General features: G+C 72.7%; 14 protein-coding genes and 1 pseudogene. 6 read left to right on the top strand and 9 right to left on the bottom strand.

Annotated elements, in window-relative coordinates; genetic code table 11:
* Positions 1–34: 34 nt before the first annotated feature.
* The 4 genes from L3X23_RS34120 to L3X23_RS34105 all read right to left on the bottom strand — a co-directional run bounded on the left by L3X23_RS34120 (position 35) and on the right by L3X23_RS34105 (position 5427).
* Positions 35–1342: an NtaA/DmoA family FMN-dependent monooxygenase gene (locus L3X23_RS34120; protein WP_093089013.1), complete on the bottom strand. Its 1308-nt coding sequence runs from the start codon at positions 1340–1342 to the stop codon at positions 35–37.
* Entirely contained in the window at positions 1342–2649 is a 1308-nt protein-coding gene (locus L3X23_RS34115; protein ID WP_237197788.1) for an NtaA/DmoA family FMN-dependent monooxygenase, read from the bottom strand. Before L3X23_RS34115 ends, L3X23_RS34120 begins: the two co-directional genes overlap by 1 nt.
* 157 nt (positions 2650–2806) lie before the next feature.
* On the bottom strand, positions 2807–4111 hold the full coding sequence (locus tag L3X23_RS34110; RefSeq protein ID WP_176921513.1) for an NtaA/DmoA family FMN-dependent monooxygenase: 1305 nt from the start codon (positions 4109–4111) through the stop codon (positions 2807–2809).
* The gene (locus L3X23_RS34105) at positions 4111–5427 is read right to left on the bottom strand and encodes an NtaA/DmoA family FMN-dependent monooxygenase (RefSeq protein WP_237197786.1); all 1317 of its coding nucleotides are present in this window, start codon (positions 5425–5427) and stop codon (positions 4111–4113) included. The genes L3X23_RS34110 and L3X23_RS34105 overlap by 1 nt, the downstream gene beginning before the upstream one ends.
* Before the next feature lie 293 nt (positions 5428–5720).
* Here L3X23_RS34105 and L3X23_RS34100 point away from each other — a divergent pair, with 293 nt between their 5' ends.
* Both L3X23_RS34100 and L3X23_RS34095 read left to right on the top strand, forming a co-directional pair.
* Positions 5721–8063, top strand: a complete 2343-nt coding sequence (locus L3X23_RS34100) for an RNA degradosome polyphosphate kinase (protein ID WP_374205017.1) — start codon at positions 5721–5723, stop codon at positions 8061–8063.
* Positions 8060–8962, top strand: coding sequence for an NUDIX hydrolase (locus tag L3X23_RS34095; RefSeq protein WP_237197783.1), 903 nt, complete (start codon positions 8060–8062; stop codon positions 8960–8962). The genes L3X23_RS34100 and L3X23_RS34095 overlap by 4 nt, the downstream gene beginning before the upstream one ends.
* A 48-nt stretch (positions 8963–9010) precedes the next feature.
* Here L3X23_RS34095 and L3X23_RS36730 read toward each other — a convergent pair.
* Positions 9011–9757, bottom strand: a pseudogene (locus L3X23_RS36730) (LuxR C-terminal-related transcriptional regulator); the annotation flags it as partial.
* 80 nt (positions 9758–9837) lie between these two features.
* Here L3X23_RS36730 and L3X23_RS34090 point away from each other — a divergent pair.
* The gene (locus tag L3X23_RS34090) at positions 9838–11388 is read left to right on the top strand and encodes an AMP-binding protein (RefSeq protein ID WP_237197781.1); all 1551 of its coding nucleotides are present in this window, start codon (positions 9838–9840) and stop codon (positions 11386–11388) included.
* A 17-nt stretch (positions 11389–11405) separates the two neighbouring features.
* On the opposite strand, the gene L3X23_RS34085 is transcribed toward L3X23_RS34090, so the two are convergent.
* The 3 genes from L3X23_RS34085 to leuC form a co-directional block, all read right to left on the bottom strand.
* A complete protein-coding gene (locus L3X23_RS34085) occupies positions 11406–12047 on the bottom strand; it encodes an HU family DNA-binding protein (protein WP_237197779.1) in 642 nt (213 codons plus the stop codon).
* 116 nt (positions 12048–12163) lie between these two features.
* Positions 12164–12751 carry a 3-isopropylmalate dehydratase small subunit gene (gene leuD, locus L3X23_RS34080; RefSeq protein WP_093089020.1) on the bottom strand — a complete coding sequence of 196 codons (588 nt, stop codon included), beginning with the start codon at positions 12749–12751 and terminating at the stop codon, positions 12164–12166.
* A complete protein-coding gene (gene leuC / locus L3X23_RS34075) occupies positions 12751–14163 on the bottom strand; it encodes a 3-isopropylmalate dehydratase large subunit (protein WP_237197777.1) in 1413 nt (470 codons plus the stop codon). Before leuC ends, leuD begins: the two co-directional genes overlap by 1 nt.
* Before the next feature lie 74 nt (positions 14164–14237).
* Here leuC and L3X23_RS34070 point away from each other — a divergent pair, with 74 nt between their 5' ends.
* The gene (locus L3X23_RS34070; RefSeq protein WP_308116978.1) at positions 14238–14939 is read left to right on the top strand and encodes an IclR family transcriptional regulator; all 702 of its coding nucleotides are present in this window, start codon (positions 14238–14240) and stop codon (positions 14937–14939) included.
* A gap of 171 nt (positions 14940–15110) precedes the next feature.
* Positions 15111–16592, top strand: coding sequence for a hypothetical protein (locus L3X23_RS34065; RefSeq protein ID WP_237197776.1), 1482 nt, complete (start codon positions 15111–15113; stop codon positions 16590–16592).
* Positions 16593–16601: 9 nt separating this feature from the next.
* On the opposite strand, the gene L3X23_RS34060 is transcribed toward L3X23_RS34065, so the two are convergent.
* Entirely contained in the window at positions 16602–17381 is a 780-nt protein-coding gene (locus tag L3X23_RS34060) for an HAD family hydrolase (RefSeq protein ID WP_237197774.1), read from the bottom strand.
* A gap of 35 nt (positions 17382–17416) precedes the next feature.
* Here L3X23_RS34060 and L3X23_RS34055 point away from each other — a divergent pair, with 35 nt between their 5' ends.
* A complete protein-coding gene (locus L3X23_RS34055; protein ID WP_237197772.1) occupies positions 17417–17908 on the top strand; it encodes a PH domain-containing protein in 492 nt (163 codons plus the stop codon).
* The last annotated feature ends 2 nt before the right edge of the window (positions 17909–17910 follow it).

The following is a 17910-nucleotide window of genomic DNA, read 5'->3' as shown; positions in this document are numbered from 1 at the left end:
GGTTCGGCGGGGCGGCGCTGCCCACTCGACAGAGCTAGAAGGAGAGCAGGTTCTCGCGGAAGGTCTTGTGGGAGTAGCCGTCGCGGATCACGCCGCGGCGGCGCAGGGCGGGCGCGAGGCCGTCGCAGACCTCCATGATCGACCGCCGGGTGACCTCGGGGTAGAGCAGGAAGCCGTCGCCGCCCGCCTCCTCCATGGCCTCGGCCATCTGGCCCGCCATGGTCTCCGACGACCCGACGAACTCCATGCCGTAGTTGCCCGGCCCCTCGGCCAGGTCGCGCAGCGTGATGTCCCGGGAGCCCTCGAGCCAGGCCTTGGCCGTGGTGGTCTCGCCGTTGCCGACCTCCTGGGGCACCGGCCCGTCGAGGTCGTACTTCTTGTAGTCCACGACCCCGCCGGAGACGTAGGACAGGTACCAGAGCCGCTGCTCGATGCTGTTCGGGTCCTTCTTCCGCGCGTGGTGGCGGTCGAAGCGCTCCTGGGCGTCCCGGTCGGTGTCCCCCAGGAAGGGCACCGCCATGAACAGGATCTTGAGGTCCTCCGGCTTGCGGCCGTGGCGGATCAGGCGCTCGTCCATGTCCTGGCGCAGCGCCTTCATCTCGGCGGGCGTCTTCGCCAGGGCGAGCATGGTGTCGGCGTTGCGGGCGGCCAGCTCGCGCCCCGGGGTGGAGTTGCCCGCCTGGGCCACGACCGGGCGCCGCTGCGGGCCCGGGATGGTGTTCAGCGGGCCCCGGACCTTGAAGTACCGGCCGACGAAGTCGATCGGGGTGACCTTCGTGTGGTCGGCGTAGCGCGGGGTGACCTGGTCGTGCACCAGCGCGTCGGGCCCCCAGGACTCCCAGAGCGCGCTGACGCAGTCCATCCACTCCTCGGCCATCGCGTAGCGCTCGGCGTGGTCGAAGTGCTGGTCGTAGCCGAAGTTCTGGGCGACGCGGTGGGTCACCGAGGTGACGACGTTGACCCCCGCGCGGCCCTTCGTCAGGTGGTCGAGCGTGACCATCGAGCGCGCGGCCAGGAAGGGCGGGTACTGGATGGTGGACATCGTCACCGCGATGCCGATGTGCTCGGTCGCCGCGGCGAGCAGCGGCACCAGCGGCACGGGATCGTTCTTGGGCGCCATCAGCCCGTACTTGAGCGTGGTCTCCGCGGAGCCGCCGTAGGTGTCCTCGACCATCGAGGTGTCCTCGATGAAGAGCAGGTCGAAGCCCGCGCGTTCCAGCGAGGTCGTCAGGTCGACGTAGAGCCCGGGCTGCGTCCACTCCGTCATGGACCGGCCCGCCCAGTCGCCGAACCAGGGCTGCATGCCGAAGCCGTTGCCCAGGAACCATCCGAGGCGGAACATCAGTCGAAGCTCCTCATGTTGTCGCGGAAGTGCTCGTGGGCGAACCCGGTGCGGATCAGGCCGCGGCGGCGCAGCGCCGGGCACAGGCCCTCGGTGATCTCGCGGATGTACTCCCGGCTCGTGGGCTGGGCGAGGAACATGAACCCGTCGCCGCCGACGTGCTCCATCGCCTTGTCCATCTCGTCGGCGATGTGGTCCGGGGTGCCGACCAGCGGCATGCTCGCCACGCGCATGTCGCTGGCGGCGTCCTTGATGGTGCGGCCGCCGAAGGCCTGCTTCCAGCCCTCGAAGGTGCCCTGGTGGCCGTTGGTCGTCACGTCGTCCGGGATGGGCAGGTCCGGGTCCAGCACCGAGAAGTCGATCTCCATGATCGCCCCGAAGTGCACCATCTGCTTCTCGAAGTTGCGCTGCTTGTCCGCGCGGAAGGCGGCCTCCTTGGCCTGGGCCTCCTCCATCGTGCGGCCGATGATCGGCGCCACCACGAAGAACACCTTGATCTCGTCCGGGTCCCGGCCGTGGGCGGCGGCGCGGGCGCGGATGTCGTCCCGGTACTCCTTCATCCCGTCGAGCCCGTTCGGGATGCACAGCAGCATGTCGGCGTTCTTGGCGGCGAAGTCCCGGCCGCGGGGCGACGCCCCGGCCTGGCAGATCACCGGTCGCCCCTGGGGGCTGCGCGGGGTGTTCAGCGGACCCCGGACCGAGAAGTGCTTGCCCTTGTGGTGGATCGGCGCGACCTTGGTGTGGTCGGCGTAGTAGCCGCTGATCGGGTCGGCGACGATCGCGTCCGGCGCCCAGGAGTCCCACAGCGCCGTGACCACCTCGACGAACTCCTCCGCGATCTCGTAGCGGAGGTCGTGCTCGGGGAGCTTGTCCATGCCGAAGTTCTGCGCGGCGCGGTCCTCGCTGGAGGTCACGATGTTCCAGCCGACCCGGCCGCGGGTCACGTGGTCGAGTGTCGAGAAGGTCCTGGCCAGCAGGTACGGCGGATAGAAGGTGGTGGAGGCCGTGCCCACGATCCCGATGTGCTCGGTGGCGTAGGCCAGCATCGAGATCACCGGCACCGGGTCGAGCTTCGGCGCGTACATCGCGTGCTTGAGCTCGAGCTCGGCGGTCCCGGCGTAGATGTCGGAGACCATCAGCGAGTCCTCGAGCATCATGAAGTCGAACCCCGCCCGCTCCATGTCCCGGACCATGTCGACGTAGTAGCGCGCGTCGGTCCAGCTCAGGGCGTCGTTCGACCAACCGGTCCGCCACTCGGGCGTGGTGAGGTTGCCGAACCAACCGAGCCGAAACGGCGATGCAGCCATGGTGCGCGTCCTTTCTGTCCTGGAGAAGCAAAACCGGGTGGGGTGTCGTCGGGAGGTCGGAGTGGTAGCCAGTCGATTTCGCAGTCCGTCACTCGGGACACGAGCCCACTGACCTGCGACGACGTCGGCGCAGGCCGGAAAAACGCCGGGAATTCGCTCAGAACGAGCGCAGGTTCTCCCGGAAGGTGGCGTGGCTGAAGCCCGTCCGGATGAGGCCGCGGCGCTGGAGCTCGGGGCAGAGCCCCTCGGTGATGTCCGCGATGTAGGCGCGGCTCGGGGGCTGGGAGAGGAACATGAAGCCGTCCCCGCCGACGTGCTCCATCGCCTCCTCCATCCGGTCCGCGATGGTGGCCGGGCTGCCGACGAGCTCGATGCTGCCGATCCGCATGGCGCCGGCGGCCTCCTTGATCGGCTTGCCGCCGAAGGCCTCCTTCCAGATCGCGAACTGGCCCTGGTGCCCGTTGGTGGTGACGTCCTCGGGGATGGGCAGGTCCGGGTCGAACACCGAGAAGTCGATCTCCATCGTCGCCGCGAAGTTGACCATCTGGAACTCGTAGTTGCGCTGGGCGTGGCCGAGGTACTCCTCGTGCTTGGCCCACGCCTCGGCGTCCGTCCGCCCGACCACGGGCTCGACCACGAAGAACACCTTGATCTCGTCCGGGTCGCGGCCGTGCGCGGCGGCACGGGCGCGGATGTCGTCCCGGTACTCCTTCATGCCGTCCAACCCGTTGGGGATGGTGAGCAGCATGTCCGCGTTCTTCGCCGCGAACTCGCGTCCCTTCGGCGAGGCGCCCGCCTGACACACCACCGGGCGGCCCTGCGGCCCCCGCGGGGTGTTCAGCGGCCCGCGCACGGTGAAGAACTCGCCCTCGTGGTGGATGGGCGCGACCTTGGTGTGGTCGGCGTAGTAGCCGGTCACGGGGTCCGCGACGATGGCGTCCGGCGCCCACGAGTCCCACAGCTTCCGCACGACGTCGACGAACTCCCCCGCCACGTCGTAGCGCCGGTCGTGCTCGGGGATCTTCTCCATCCCGAAGTTCTGGGCCGCGCGGTCCTCGCTGGAGGTCACGACGTTCCAGCCGACCCGGCCACGGGTCACGTGGTCCAGCGTCGAGAAGGCCCTGGCCAGCAGGTACGGCGGGTAGAAGGTGGTGGAGGCCGTGCCCACGATCCCGATGTGCTCGGTGGCGTAGGCCAGCATCGAGATCACCGGCACCGGGTCGAGCTTGGGGGCGTAGACGGCGTGCTTGAGCTCGAGCTCGGCGGTCCCGGCGTAGATGTCGGAGACCATCAGCGAGTCCTCGAGCATCATGAAGTCGAAGCCCGCGCGCTCCATGGCCTGCACCATCTCCACGTAGAACCGGCCGTCGGACCAGGTCAGCGCGTCGTCGGTGGACCAGCCGTCCCGCCACTCGGGGGCGGTGAGGTTGCCGAACCAGCCGAGTCGGAAGGGGGCGCCCATCAGAAGGCCAGCAGGTTGTCGCGGAACGGGACGTCGTCGAAGCCGTCCCGGATCAGTCCCCGCCTGCGCAGCGCCGGACTGAGCCCGTCCGCATACTCCGACAGGGTGCGGGCGTTGAGCGCGCGGGGCTGGTAGAGCAGGAAGCCGTCGCCGCCGACCTCGTCCATCAGCTCGCCCATCTTCGCCGCCACCGTGTCCGGCGACCCGACCAGGCCGAGGTCGGAGATCTGGCGGACCCCGGTCACCACCTCGCGCAGCGTCTTGTCCTCGTTGCCCACGACGTACTGGCGCATCGAGCTCTGCTCGCCGTTGCCGAGGACGTCCGGCATCCTGGCGTCCAGGTCGAAGGTCGAGAAGTCCACGGTGCCGCCGCTGATGTAGGACAGCTGCCAGAGGATCTGCTCGATGTGGTGCGGGTCCCGGGTGGCCGCGACCCGCTGGGCCTCGCGGTCGCGGGCGTGCTCGTCGCTCTCCCCGAGCATCGGGGTCACCAGGAACATGATCTTGAGATCGCTCGGCTTGCGGCCGTGGGCGATCATCCGCTCGTGCATGTCCTCGCGGAAGGCCTTCATCTGCTCCGCGCTGTGCCCCATGGCCAGCATGGTGTCGGCGTAGGTCGCGGCGAGCTCGCGGCCGGGCACCGAGTTCCCGGCCTGCCCGACGACGGGTCGACCCTGCGGCCCGGGGATCGTGTTGAGCGGGCCGCGCACCTTGTAGTACTTCCCCGCGTGGTCGATGGTGTGGACCTTGGCGGCGTCCGCGTACATCGGGGTGTCGAGGTCGCCGACCACGGCGCCGGGCTCCCAGGAGTCCCACAGCCGCGTCACCACCTCCATCCACTCGGCGGCCATCCCGTAGCGCTCGTCGTGCGGGAGGTGCGCGTCGTAGCCGAAGTTCTGCGCGACCCGGTGGGTCACCGAGGTCACCACGTTGATCCCGGCACGACCGTCGGTCAGGTGGTCCAGGGTCGTCATCAGCCGGGCGGCCGTGTACGGCGCGTACTGGATCGTGGACATCGTGTTGATGATCCCGATGTGCTTCGAGCCCGCCGCCATCAGCGGGACGAGCGGGAGCGGGTCGTTCTTGGGCGCCATCTCGCCGTGGGCGAGGGTCCAGGCGGCCGATCCGCCGTAGGTGTCCTCGATCATCGCGGTGTCCTCGATGAACACGAAGTCGTAGCCGCCGCGCTCCAGCGTGGCGGCCATCTCGACGTACCGCCGGGGCTTCATCCAGTCGCGCCAGGCCTGGCCGTCGAACGTGCCGCGGCCGGGCTGGATGCCGAAGCCCGAGCCGAGGAACCATCCGAGGTGGAACATGCGTGAGGGTCCTTCCGCCGCCGAGTGACCCGGGAGGACCGGGCTGGACGCGGACAACGAAAACGCCGAATCGTGACCGGCGTGGATCGCGGCCGTAGCCGAGCCGTTTCGCGAGCCCCGATCCGAACCGCAGTGCGCTGAGCAGGGCCGACGACGTCCGGGGTCGCGGTCAACGCCGAGCCGGCTCGCCTCGGGCACCGGCGCGTGCGGGCGGGTCGAGACCTCCCCGTGACCCACTGTTCACCCGGATGTCGGCAGTCCCACCCCGTCCCGCACACGGGCGGTGTAGAAGAATTGCGCCGGTGAGCAGTACGGGCGGAGAGCAGACACCACCACGCAAGTCCACGCGCCGCGCCCCGGCGCGGCGGCCCGCCACCCGCCGTCGGACCAGCGCCGCCACGACCGTGGCGGGGGCCGAGCAGCGCGCCGCGCCCGGCAACCCGGCCGAGGCGACCCAGGCCAGCACCGCGACCGCCCCGACCGCCGCCTCCGCACCCAGCCCCGGGGCCGCACCGATCTCCCCGCCCGCGCCGACCACCGTCGCCGCGCCGAGCGGGCTGCCGGAGGACCGCTACCTCAACCGCGAGCTCTCCTGGCTGGACTTCAACGCCCGGGTGCTCGCGTTGGCCGAGGACACCTCCCAGCCGCTGCTCGAGCGGGCGAAGTTCCTCGCGATCTTCGCCAGCAACCTGGACGAGTTCTACATGGTCCGGGTCGCCGGGCTGAAGCGCCGGGACGAGACGGGCCTGGCCGTGCGCAGCGCGGACGGGCTCTCCCCGCGCGAGCAGCTCGCCCGCATCCACGAGCGCTCCCAGGCCGTCTCCGAGGCCCACGCGCGGGTGTTCCTCGACGAGGTGCGCCCCGAGCTGGACCGCAACGGCATCCACATCCGCCGCTGGTCGGACCTCACCGAGATCCAGCGCGGCAGGCTCAGCGACTACTTCGCCGCCCAGGTCTTCCCCGTCCTGACCCCGCTGGCGGTCGACCCGGCGCACCCCTTCCCGTACATCTCCGGGCTGTCGCTGAACCTCGCCGTCACGGTGCGGGACACCGACTCCCGCACCGAGCGCTTCGCGCGCGTCAAGGTCCCGAACAACGTCCCGCGCCTGGTGCGAGTACAGGACGACGACGGCAGGCCGGGCCGGGACGTCACGTTCCTGCCGATCGAGGATCTCATCGCCGCCCACCTCGGCGAGCTGTTCCCCGGCCTCGAGGTCGCGGAGGTGCACGCCTTCCGCGTCACCCGCAACGCGGACCTCGAGGTCGAGGAGGACCGCGACGAGGACCTGCTGCAGGCCCTGGAGCGGGAGCTCGCCCGCCGCCGGTTCGGCCCGCCCGTGCGGCTCGAGGTCGTCGACACCATGTCCGAGCACGTGCTGGAGCTGCTGCTCCGCGAGCTGGACGTCGACCCCGGGGACGTCGTCACCGTCCCCGGCCTGCTGGACCTCACCTGCCTCTGGGAGGTCTACGGCACCGACCGCCCCGACCTCAAGGACGAGCCCTTCCGGCCCGCGACGCACCCGGCCTTCGCCGACCGCGAGACGCCGAAGAGCATCTTCGCCACCCTCCGGGACGGGGACGTCCTGGTCCACCATCCCTACGACTCCTTCTCGACGAGCGTGCAGCGCTTCGTCGAGCAGGCCGCCGCCGACCCGAACGTCCTGGCGATCAAGCAGACGCTGTACCGGACCTCCGGCGACTCGCCGATCGTGGACGCCCTGATCGACGCCGCCGCCGCGGGCAAGCAGGTCGTCGCGCTGGTCGAGATCAAGGCCCGGTTCGACGAGCAGGCCAACATCCGCTGGGCGCGCGAGCTGGAGAAGGCGGGCGTGCACGTCGTGTACGGGCTGGTCGGCCTGAAGACGCACTGCAAGACCTCGTTGGTGGTGCGCCAGGAGGGCTCCACGATCCGCCGCTACTGCCACGTCGGCACGGGGAACTACAACCCGAAGACCGCACGGCTCTACGAGGACGTCGGCGTGCTCACCGCCGACCCCACCATCGGCGCGGACCTCACGGACCTGTTCAACTCGCTCACCGGCTACTCCCGCCAGACGAGCTACCGCAGCCTGCTCGTGGCGCCGTACGGCGTGCGGCGCGGCATCGTCCGGCGCATCGAGGACGAGATCGCGGCGCACCGGGAGGGCTCCCCGGACGCGCGGGTGCAGATCAAGGTCAACTCCCTGGTGGACGAGCAGGTGATCGACGCGCTGTACCGGGCGTCGCAGGCGGGCGTGCCCGTGGACGTCGTGGTGCGCGGGATCTGCGCGATCCGCCCGGGTGTCGAGGGGCTCAGCGAGAACATCCACGTGCGGTCCATCCTCGGGCGCTACCTGGAGCACTCGCGCATCTTCCACTTCGGCGCGGCGGACGAGTACTGGATCGGCAGCGCGGACATGATGCACCGCAACCTCGACCGCCGGGTCGAGGTGCTGCTGCGGGTGGCCGACCCGCGGCTGGCGGGCCAGCTCAAGGACATCATGGACTCGGCGCTCGACCCCACCACCCGCTGCTGGGTGCTGACGGACGACCGCTGGGAGCCCTCCCCGCCCACCGGCACGGACCTGGAGAAGGTCCGCGACCACCAGGCCGAGCTGATGATCGCCCACTCCGCCCGGACCACCGACGCCGAATGACCGACCTGCACGCCGCCCTCGGTGCGGACGTCCTCGCCGCGGGCACGGTGTTGTGGCGGGGCGAGCACGTCGCGCTGGTCCATCGCCCCCGCTACGACGACTGGTCCCTCCCCAAGGGGAAGCTGGAGCGGGGCGAGTCCCTCGCCGCCTGCGCGATCCGGGAGACCTGGGAGGAGACCGGCCTGCGGGCCCGGCTCGGCCGGCGCATCGGGGACGTCCGCTACACCGTCCCCGAGGGCCGCAAGCTGGTGCGCTACTGGGCCGCCGAGGCGCTGGAAGAAGTCGACTTCGTCCCGAACGACGAGGTGGACGAGCTGCGTTGGGTGTCTCCGGCGGAGGCCGCCCGCCTGGTGACCTACCCGCACGACGCGCAGGTCCTGGACCGGTTCGCCCCGCCGTCGACGGTCCTGCTCGTCGTCCGGCACGCCAAGGCGGGCAGCCGGAACAACTGGGACGGCGACGACGACCTGCGCCCCCTCTCCGGGGACGGCCGCCACCAGGCCGAGCACCTCGTCGGCTTCCTGGGCCTGTTCGGCCCCGAACGCTTCCACTCGGCGACGCCGGTCCGCTGCGTCGACACCCTGGCCCCGGCCGCGGGCGCCGCGCCGATCCTCCCCGAGCCGCTGCTCGGCGAGGAGGGCTACTGGGCGGACCCGGCCGCCGGCCTGGACCGCTTCCGCACGTTGCTGGCGACCCCCGGGGTCACGGCCCTGTGCAGCCAGGGCGGCGTGATCCCGGACGTCGTCGCCGAGCTCCTCGAGGAGTCCGGCGCCCGCCCCTCCGGTGTCCCCTCCCCCGTCGAGAAGCCCGTGCCCAGCAAGAAGGCCAGCACCTGGGTCCTCACCACCGGCCCGGACGGCGGCCTGCGGTCGGCGGACTACTACCCGACGCCGGGCTAGGCGCAGCGCTACCAGGACTCCGGCGCGGCGCGCGCGGGCCACGGCGTCGAGGCGGGAGGTGGCGCCGAGCTTGGCGGTGGCGGCTTTCAGGTACCCCTTCACGGTGTGCACGCGAAGCCCGAGCAGCGTGCCTATCTGCGCGTTGGACAGTCCCGTGCCCGCCAGCGCGAGGACGTCGACCTCGCGCGGCGTGAGCGCGACGGCGGGGGCGCTCGCGGGCCCCACCAACCGCTCCGCGGCCTCGGCGAGCCGGGCGCGCAGCTGTGGGTCCTCCACCGAGCGGGCCAGGACCCGCAGCTCCGCGTGGGCGGAACGCAGCCGCTCGGCGAGACCGGCCGCGTCGAGGGGCTGGGGGCGCGTCGAGGCCGCCACGATCTCCTGTTCGAGGCTGCGCGCCTCGGCCGTCAGGGTGTCCTGGACGCGCCCGCCGAGCACCCCGCCGTCACGTACCGCGCCGTAGAGCACCCCGACCGGTCGCCGTCCGACGATCACCGGCGCGGCCACGATGGACCGCAAGCCCTCCGCCTTGATCAACGCCTTGTACCGGCTGGTGGTGAACGGGGTGTCGAAGTAGTCGTCCGCCACGAGGAGTCGGCGCAGTTCGGCGGCCTTGCCGCCCAGCCCCTTCCCCGGCTCGAGCACCACCCCGGCGAGCGCGCCCACGGTCTGGCCCTCGAACAGCTCCAGCCCCACGGCACCGGACGCGGCCACCGGGCCGCCGAAGGCGAGCGACACCCCGCTCGCCGCCCGGACGCGGGCGAGCGTGCGCCGCATCCGTGCGTCCAGGTCGCGCATCGACCCCTCCTCGGGGGGTGTTCCGCGACGGCTCCGTCGCGCACCCTGTCGGCAGTCATCGTAGCCGCGGAAGGACCCCCATGACCGTCCAGGAACTCGTGCGCACCTACGGCGCCCCCGACGCGAACGCCCTGCACCTGCTCTGCCGTCGCCACCCGGCGGACGCGGTGGCGTTCACCGTGATCGAGCCGGACCTCACCAGCCGCGACCTGACCTACGGCGAGCTCGACGAGGCGTCCGGGCGGGTCGCGGCGGGGCTCGCGGCGCTCGGGGTGGGCCGCGGCGACCGCGTCGCCACGCTGATGGGCAAGTCCGCCGAGTTCGTGATCGGCCTGCTGGCGATCTGGCGGCTCGGCGCCGTCCAGGTCCCGCTGTTCACGGCGTTCGCGCCGCCCGCGATCGCGTTGCGCATCACCGGGAACGGCACCAAGGTCGTGCTGGTCGACGAGTCGCAGCAGCCCAAGCTCGACGAGATCGACACCGACGCGCGGATCATCCCGACCGGCGCGCTCGCCGACCTGGACGGCGACGCTCCCGAGCCGGTGGCCGTCGGCGGCGACGGCGTGCTGATCGAGCTCTTCACCTCGGGCACCACCGGCACACCCAAGGGGGTGCCGGTGCCCCTGCGCGCGCTGGCCGGGCTGCACTCCTACCAGGAGCTGGCCCTCGACCACACCGACGAGGACGTCTTCTGGAACGCCGCCGACCCCGGCTGGGCGTACGGGCTGTACTACGCGATCACCGCGCCGATGGCGACCGGCCGCCGCAGCCTGCTCCTGCACGCGGGCTTCTCCCCCGCGCTGACCTGGCAGGTCCTCGCCGAGTTCGGCGTCACGAACTTCGCCGCGGGCCCCACGGTCTACCGCGCCCTGCGCAGCGACCCCGCCCCGACGCCCGCGGGGCTGCGGCTGCGGCACTGCTCCTCGGCGGGCGAGCCGCTCACCCCCGAGGTCGTCGAGTGGGCCGAGAAGGAGCTCGGCCTGCCGGTGCGCGACCACTACGGACAGACCGAGACGGGGATGACCGTGGCGAACGCCTGGCACCCGGACCTGCTGGCCGACATCAAGACCGGCTCGATGGGACGTCCGCTGCCCGGCTGGTCGGTGACCGTCCTGCGGTCCGACGTGGACGAGCCCGCGCCGGTCGGCGAGCTCGGCCGGGTCGCGGTCGACGTGCCGAACAGCCCGTACATGGCGTTCACCGGCTACCGGGACGCCCCCGAGCGCACGGCGGAGCGCTTCAGCGCGGACGGTCGCTGGTACCTGACCGGAGACGTCGCCACCGTCGACGCCGACGGCTACCTCACCTTCGGTTCGCGGGACGACGACGTCATCCTCATGGCGGGCTACCGGATCGGCCCGTTCGAGGTGGAGAGCGCGCTGCTCAGCCACCCGGCCGTGCTCGAGGCCGCCGTCGTCGGAGAGCCGGACGAGCTGCGCGGCGAGGTCGTCGTGGCGCACGTGGTGACCGCGCCGGGCACGACCACCGACGACGCCCTCGTCGCCGCCCTGCAGCAGGCGGTCAAATCAACGCTCGCCGCCCACGTCTATCCGCGGCGGATCCACTTCGTGTCGGAGCTCCCGAAGACCCCCAGCGGGAAGATCCAGCGCTTCCACCTGCGCCGGACCTGACCCTCCGGAGGAGGGCGCTACTTCTTCTTGGCCGCCTTCTTGGGGGCGGCGGCCTTCTTCGCCGTGCTCTTCTTGGCGGCGGGCTTCTCCGCGGCCGCGGTCTTCGTCGCGGTCTTGGGCGCGGTCTTGGTCGCGGTGGTCTTGGTCGCGGTGGTCTTGGCGGCCGTCGTCTTGGCGGCGGGGGTCTTGGCCGCCGCGGTCTTGGCGGGCGCCTTCTTCGCGGGCGCCTTCTTGGCGGGCGCGGCGGGGGCGTCCTCGGAGAAGGTGCTCGTGGCACGCGCGGCACGGGCGGCCGGGCGGGCGGCGGTGGTGCGCGTGGTGGTGGTGGTGGTGCGCGAGGTGGTGGACCGGCGGGTGGGCGCCTTCGCGGCGGGCGCGGCCGTGGCCCCGCCGCTGACCGTCGACTTGAACGCGGTGCCGGGCCGGAAGGCCGGGACGGTGGTCGCCGGGACCGGAACCGTCTCACCGGTGCGCGGGTTGCGCGCGACGCGTGCGGCGCGCGCCCTGGCCTCGAACACGCCGAAGCCGGTGAGGGTCACCGAGCCCCCGGAACCGACCGTCTCGGTGATGATGTCGAGCACGCCGTCCACTGCGGACGCTGCGGTCCGCTTGTCGCCGAGCTTCTCCGCCAGGGCCTCTACCAGCTGCGTCTTGTTCATGGCCCCGCACCGTAGAGGCTCCGGACCCGTTGCGCCAGGTCGAACTCCTTGCGGCACAACGACAAACGCCGCCCGCTCAGCTGAACGGACGGCGTTTTCCCTGGTCAGGGGCGTCTTCAGACGGTCACCGGCTTGTGTGCGGGCCGCTGCGACTCGAAGGCCGTGATGGCCTCCTCGTGGCGCAGGGTGAGCCCGATGTCGTCCAGGCCCTCCAGCAACCGCCAGCGGATGTAGTCGTCGATCTCGAACGGGACGGTGATGTCCTTGGCCTGCACGGTCTTCTCGCGCAGGTCCACGGTCACCTCGGTGCCGGGCTCGTTCTCCAGCAGCTTCCAGAGCAGCTCGACGTCCGGCTGTGCGACCTGCGCCGCCACCAGACCCGCCTTGGCGCTGTTGCCGCGGAAGATGTCCGCGAACCGCGCGGACACGACGACGCGGAACCCGTAGTCCATCAACGCCCACACCGCGTGCTCGCGCGACGAGCCGGTGCCGAAGTCCGGGCCCGCCACCAGCACCGAGCCCCGGGTGAAGGGCTCCTGATTGAGGATGAACGACGAGTCCTGGCGCCAGGCCGAGAACAGCCCGTCCTCGAACCCGGTGCGGGTCACCCGCTTCAGGAAGACGGCGGGGATGATCTGGTCGGTGTCCACGTTGGACCGGCGCAGCGGCACGCCGATCCCGGTGTGGCTCGAGAACTTCTCCATCAGACCAGGTCCTCCGGGCTGCTCAGGGTGCCGCGCACCGCGGTCGCCGCGGCGACCAGCGGGGACACCAGGTGGGTGCGGCCGCCCTTGCCCTGGCGGCCCTCGAAGTTGCGGTTGGAGGTGGACGCGCTGCGCTCACCGGGTGCGAGCTGGTCCGGGTTCATGCCCAGACACATCGAACAGCCCGCGGAACGCCACTCGGCCCCGGCGTCGGTGAAGACCTTGTCCAGGCCCTCCTCCTCGGCCTGGAAGCGCACCCGCATCGAGCCGGGGACCACCAGCATGCGCACGCCGTCCGCGACCTTGCGCCCGTTGAGCACCTCCGCGGTGGCCCGCAGGTCCTCGATGCGACCGTTGGTGCACGAGCCCACGAACACGGTGTCGACCTTGACCGACCGCAGCGGCTGACCGGCCTCGAGCCCCATGTACGCCAACGCCTTCTCGGCCGCGACGCGCTCGTTCTCGTCCACGATGGCCTCGGGATCGGGCACGTTCTCGCCCAGCGGCAGGCCCTGGCCGGGGTTGGTGCCCCAGGTGACGAAGGGGGTCAACGCGTCCGCGTCGACGTCCACCTCGGCGTCGAACACCGCGTCCGCGTCCGTGCGCAGCTCGCGCCAGGCCTCGACCGCCTCGTCCCACTGCGCGCCCTGCGGGGCGTGCTCGCGGCCCTTCAGGTAGGCGAACGTGGTCTCGTCCGGCGCGATCATGCCCGCGCGGGCGCCCGCCTCGATGGACATGTTGCAGATCGTCATCCGCGCCTCCATCGAGAGGTTCTCGATGACGTTGCCGCGGTACTCGAGCACGTAGCCCTGCCCGCCGCCGGTGCCGATCTGCGCGATGATCGCGAGCACGACGTCCTTGCTCGTGACGCCCGGCCGCAGCCGCCCGTCCTTGCTGGTGACGTTGATCGCCATGGTCTTGAACCGCTTGAGCGGCAACGTCTGCGTGGCGAGCACGTGCTCCACCTCGGACGTCCCGATGCCGAACGCCATGGCGCCGAACGCCCCGTGCGTGGAGGTGTGCGAGTCGCCGCAGACGACCGTGGTGCCCGGCTGGGTCAGCCCCAGCTGCGGCCCGACGACGTGGACGATGCCCTGTTCCGCGTGGTTCATCGGGTACAGCCGCACCCCGAACTCCGCGCAGTTCTTGCGCAGCGTCTCCACCTGAGTGCGCGAGACGGGGTCGGCGATCGGGGCCAGCACGTCGAGCGTGGGGACGTTGTGGTCCTCGGTGGCGAGGGTGAGGTCCGGGCGGCGGACGGGGCGACCGGCGAGCCGGAGCCCGTCGAACGCCTGCGGGCTGGTCACCTCGTGGACGAGGTGCAGGTCGATGTAGAGCAGGTCGGGTTCCGAGTCCTCGCCCTTGCGGACCAGGTGCTGGTCCCAGACCTTCTCGGCCAGCGTGCGTGCCACCGCTGCCGCCTCCTTCGTGTGAGCTGCGCGTCTCGGTGGTGGTTTCCCAGGATATGGGACTAAGATATCGAGACGTGAGACAGTCTAGCGGCATCGGCGTACTCGACAAGGCCGTGGGTGTATTGCGTGCGGCGGCGGACGAGCCCATGGGGCTCTCCGAGCTGTGCGAGGCCACGGGCCTGCCGCGCGCCACGGCGCACCGCCTCGCCGTCGGGCTGGAGGTGCACGGCCTGCTGGCCAGGGGGTCCGACGGCCGGTGGCGGCCCGGGCCCACGCTCGCCGAGCTGGCGGGCGGGCACGCGGACCCGTTGCTGGAGGCCGCGGGCGCGGTGCTGCCGCGGCTGCGGGACATCACCGGCGAGAGCGTGCAGCTCTACCGGAGAGACGGCATGCACCGGGTCTGCATCGCCACCGCCGAACCCGCGGCGGGCCTGCGGGACACGGTGCCCGTCGGCACGCGGTTGCCGATGACCGCGGGCTCCGGCGCGAAGGTGCTGGCCGCCTGGGCCGACCCCGCCACCCAGCGGGCGGTGCTGGGCGCGGCGTCGTTCACCGACCGCGTGCTGGTCGACGTCCGGCGGCGCGGCTGGGCGCAGAGCGTCGCCGAGCGGGAGTCGGGGGTGTCGAGCGTGTCGGCGCCGGTGCGGGACGCGCAGGGCCAGGTCGTGGCCGCGGTCTCGGTGAGCGGGCCGGTCGACCGGATCGGCCGTCGACCGGGCGTCCGCTGGGCCGCGGACCTGCTCGCCGCGGCGGAGGCGCTGCAGCACCGGCTCTGACTCCGGTCCGACGCCGAGCCCCACCTCTCACCGCTCGTGCGGCCACGCCCGTCGCACGAGGTCCGGGTCACCCGTCCCGATGGCTAACGTGGCGGGCACTCGGGTCGATGGACCCGACGTACCAGGCGCCCCGCTCCCCCGCTCCCCGGCGCCGCGTCAGAAACGGTGAGGATGACTCCCTACCTGCTCGGTGTCGTCGTGGGCACCTCGCGGACCTCGGCCGCCCTCGGCCGCGCAGGCAGGCCCCCCGAGGTCCTGTCGCCCGGCGCGCTGGTCGCCGACCGACCGGAGGCGGTCGCGGCCGTCGTCCGGCACGTGGCGGACGAGACGGCCGCGCGCGAGGGCCGCGAGGCCGAGCGGATCGTCGTCGCCCACCCGGCGGCCTGGCGCGAGGCCGAGCGCGAGATCGTCGCCGCGGGCCTGCTGGACGCGGGTGTCGCCGCAGCCCTGGTGACCCTGCCGCAGGCCGCCGCCGTGGCCTACGCCGCCGACGAGCGGCTCCACCCGGGCGCGCTCGTCGCCGTCTGCCACGCGGACACCGGGCCGGTCGAGGCCGCCGTCCTGCAGCGGGACGCCAGCGGCTTCTCGCTGCTCGGCCTCCACGAGTCCGCGGACGGCGTGGACGCGGTGCGGCGCGCCGCCGAGGCCGCGGGCGTGGCCGCCGAGGCGCTGACCGCCGTGGTGGTGGTCGGCGGAGCCGGGCGGCTCATCCCACGACTGTCGGACGAGCTGGGGCGGCCCGCGGTCGCCCTGGCCGAACACGCCGTGGCCGAGGGTGCCCTCGGCGCGATCCCGGGGAACGGAGAGATGGTGCAGCAGAGCGGAGAGTTCACGACCCCGCCGACGGGCACCGGCCGGTGGCCGGGCGCTCCGACGGCGTACGTGCAGGCCGAGGTGCCCACGCAGTACGACCCGTACGCGGACCCGTCCTACGGGCACTACGCCGCCGGGCCCGACCCGGAGGCCCGCACCGAGGCCCTGCCCATGGACGAGCAGGCCACCCGCTTCGCTCCGGCGCCCGAGCCGTCCGGCGGGCTGTTCGACTCCTACGCCGAGTACGACACCGACCGGCCCCGGAGCCGCTCCCCGCTGCTCGTGGTGGGCGCGGGCGGGCTCGTCGCGGCCCTCGCGGTGATCGGCGCCGTGGCCTTCTGGCCGGACGGCCCGTCGGTCGGCAGCGCCTCCAACCGCGTGGACACCAGCGCGATCGCCCCGCCCCCCACCGAGGCCCCCGTCGCCACGCTGCCGCCGGTGGCGGAGGAGAGCGAGCGGGCGGACCCGACCACCCGCACTCGCCGCACCACGACCCCCGTCGCGCCGAGGACGACGACGGTCGCGCCGGCGCCGCCGCCCGTCGTGTCGACGGAGCCCACCACCCCCGTGGGTGGCGGTGGCGGCGAAGCCGGCGGAGGCACCGGGGGCGGTGGGACTGGCGGAGGCACGGGCGGCGGGACCGGCGGCGGCACCGGAACGGGCGGCGGCACCGGCGGCGGCACGGGCGGTGGAACGGGCGGCGGCACCGGCGGAGGCACAGGCGGCGGCACCGGAACGGGCGGCGGCACCGGCGGCGGCACGGGTGGCGGGACCGGCGGCGGCACCGGAACGGGCGGCGGCACCGGCGGCGGCACGGGCACCGGCCCCGTCGTCCCCTGATCCAGCCCCCTACAGGAACCGCTCCAACACCTGCGCCAGCCCGTCTTCCCACACCGGCGCGGTGACCTCGTCCGCGTCGGCCTTGACGGCGCCCGGGGCCTGTCCCATGGCGACGCCCGTGCCCGCCCAGCGGAGCATGGCGCGGTCGTTGTCGCCGTCCCCGACGGCGAGGACGTCCTCCTGCGCCACGCCGTGTTCCGCCGCGACCGCGGCCAGCGCCGACGCCTTGCTCACCCCGGTCGGCACCATCGTCACCCAGGGCATCTCGTGGTCCAGGGTGTACTCCGCCCCGGGCACCACGACTCCCCGCATGCCCGCCGCGACGTCGTCGGGCGTGTGGCCGGGCCAGTAGGCGATCACCTTCGGCGTGGGGGTGCCCAGGAGCTCCGCCTCGGGCACGACGCGCACCCGGCCCGCGAGGATCCCGTCCGGGAAGGGGGCGCTGATCCGTTGTCCCACACCGGTCTCCTCGCAGCCGAAGACGGCGCCGGGCAGCGCCGACCCGACCGCGGCGACCATCGGCGCCGGATCCATCGCGGCGCTGCGCAGCACCGCCCGCGAGGCCGTGTCCAGCACGACCGCCCCGTTCGAGCAGACCGTGAACCCGCTCGTCAGGCCGAGACTCTCCAGGACGTGGTCCACACCGAGCACCGTCCGCCCGGTGCACAACATGACCCGCGCCCGCGCGGAGACCCCACGGACGGCGGCCAGGACGCGGGCGCTCGGGGGCCGGTGGGCGTGGACGGTGGTGCCGTCGATGTCGAGGGCGATCAGACGCGGGGGGCGCACGTCCACCGACCCTACTGCTCGGGCAGCATGAGCCCATGCAGAGCACGCTCCCCCTCCGCCCGCCCGCGCACCGCGTGGACCCGCGGGCCCGGCAGTGGTGGCGGCTGCGCGGACTGGGTGTGGCGGCCGTCGTCGCCCTGCCCCAGCTGGTGGTGGCGCTCGTGCTGGGCGGGCCGGTGTGGTTGTGGGCCACGCTGATCGCGACGGTCGTGGTCGGGCTGGGGTACGCGGCCGTCGTGCCGGAGATCCTGTTCCGGATCCACCGCTGGGAGGTCACCGACGAGGCCGTCTACACGCTGTCGGGCTGGCTGGTGCGGGAGTGGCGGATCGCGCCGATCTCCCGCGTGCAGACCGTCGACACCGAGCACGGCCCGCTGCAGCAGCTGCTGGGGTTGGCCAGCGTGACCGTGACGACGGCGTCGGCGCGGGGCCCCGTCGCCATCCGCGGCCTGGCCACGGCGGAGGCCCGCGAGCTCGCACGCCAGCTCACCGAGACGACGCAGGCCACCCCCGGCGATGCGACGTGAAG

It is taken from the genome of Pseudonocardia sp. WMMC193, assembly GCF_021728735.1.
GTDB lineage: Bacteria > Actinomycetota > Actinomycetes > Mycobacteriales > Pseudonocardiaceae > Pseudonocardia > Pseudonocardia oroxyli.
This window is presented reverse-complemented; position numbering and strand designations above follow the sequence as displayed.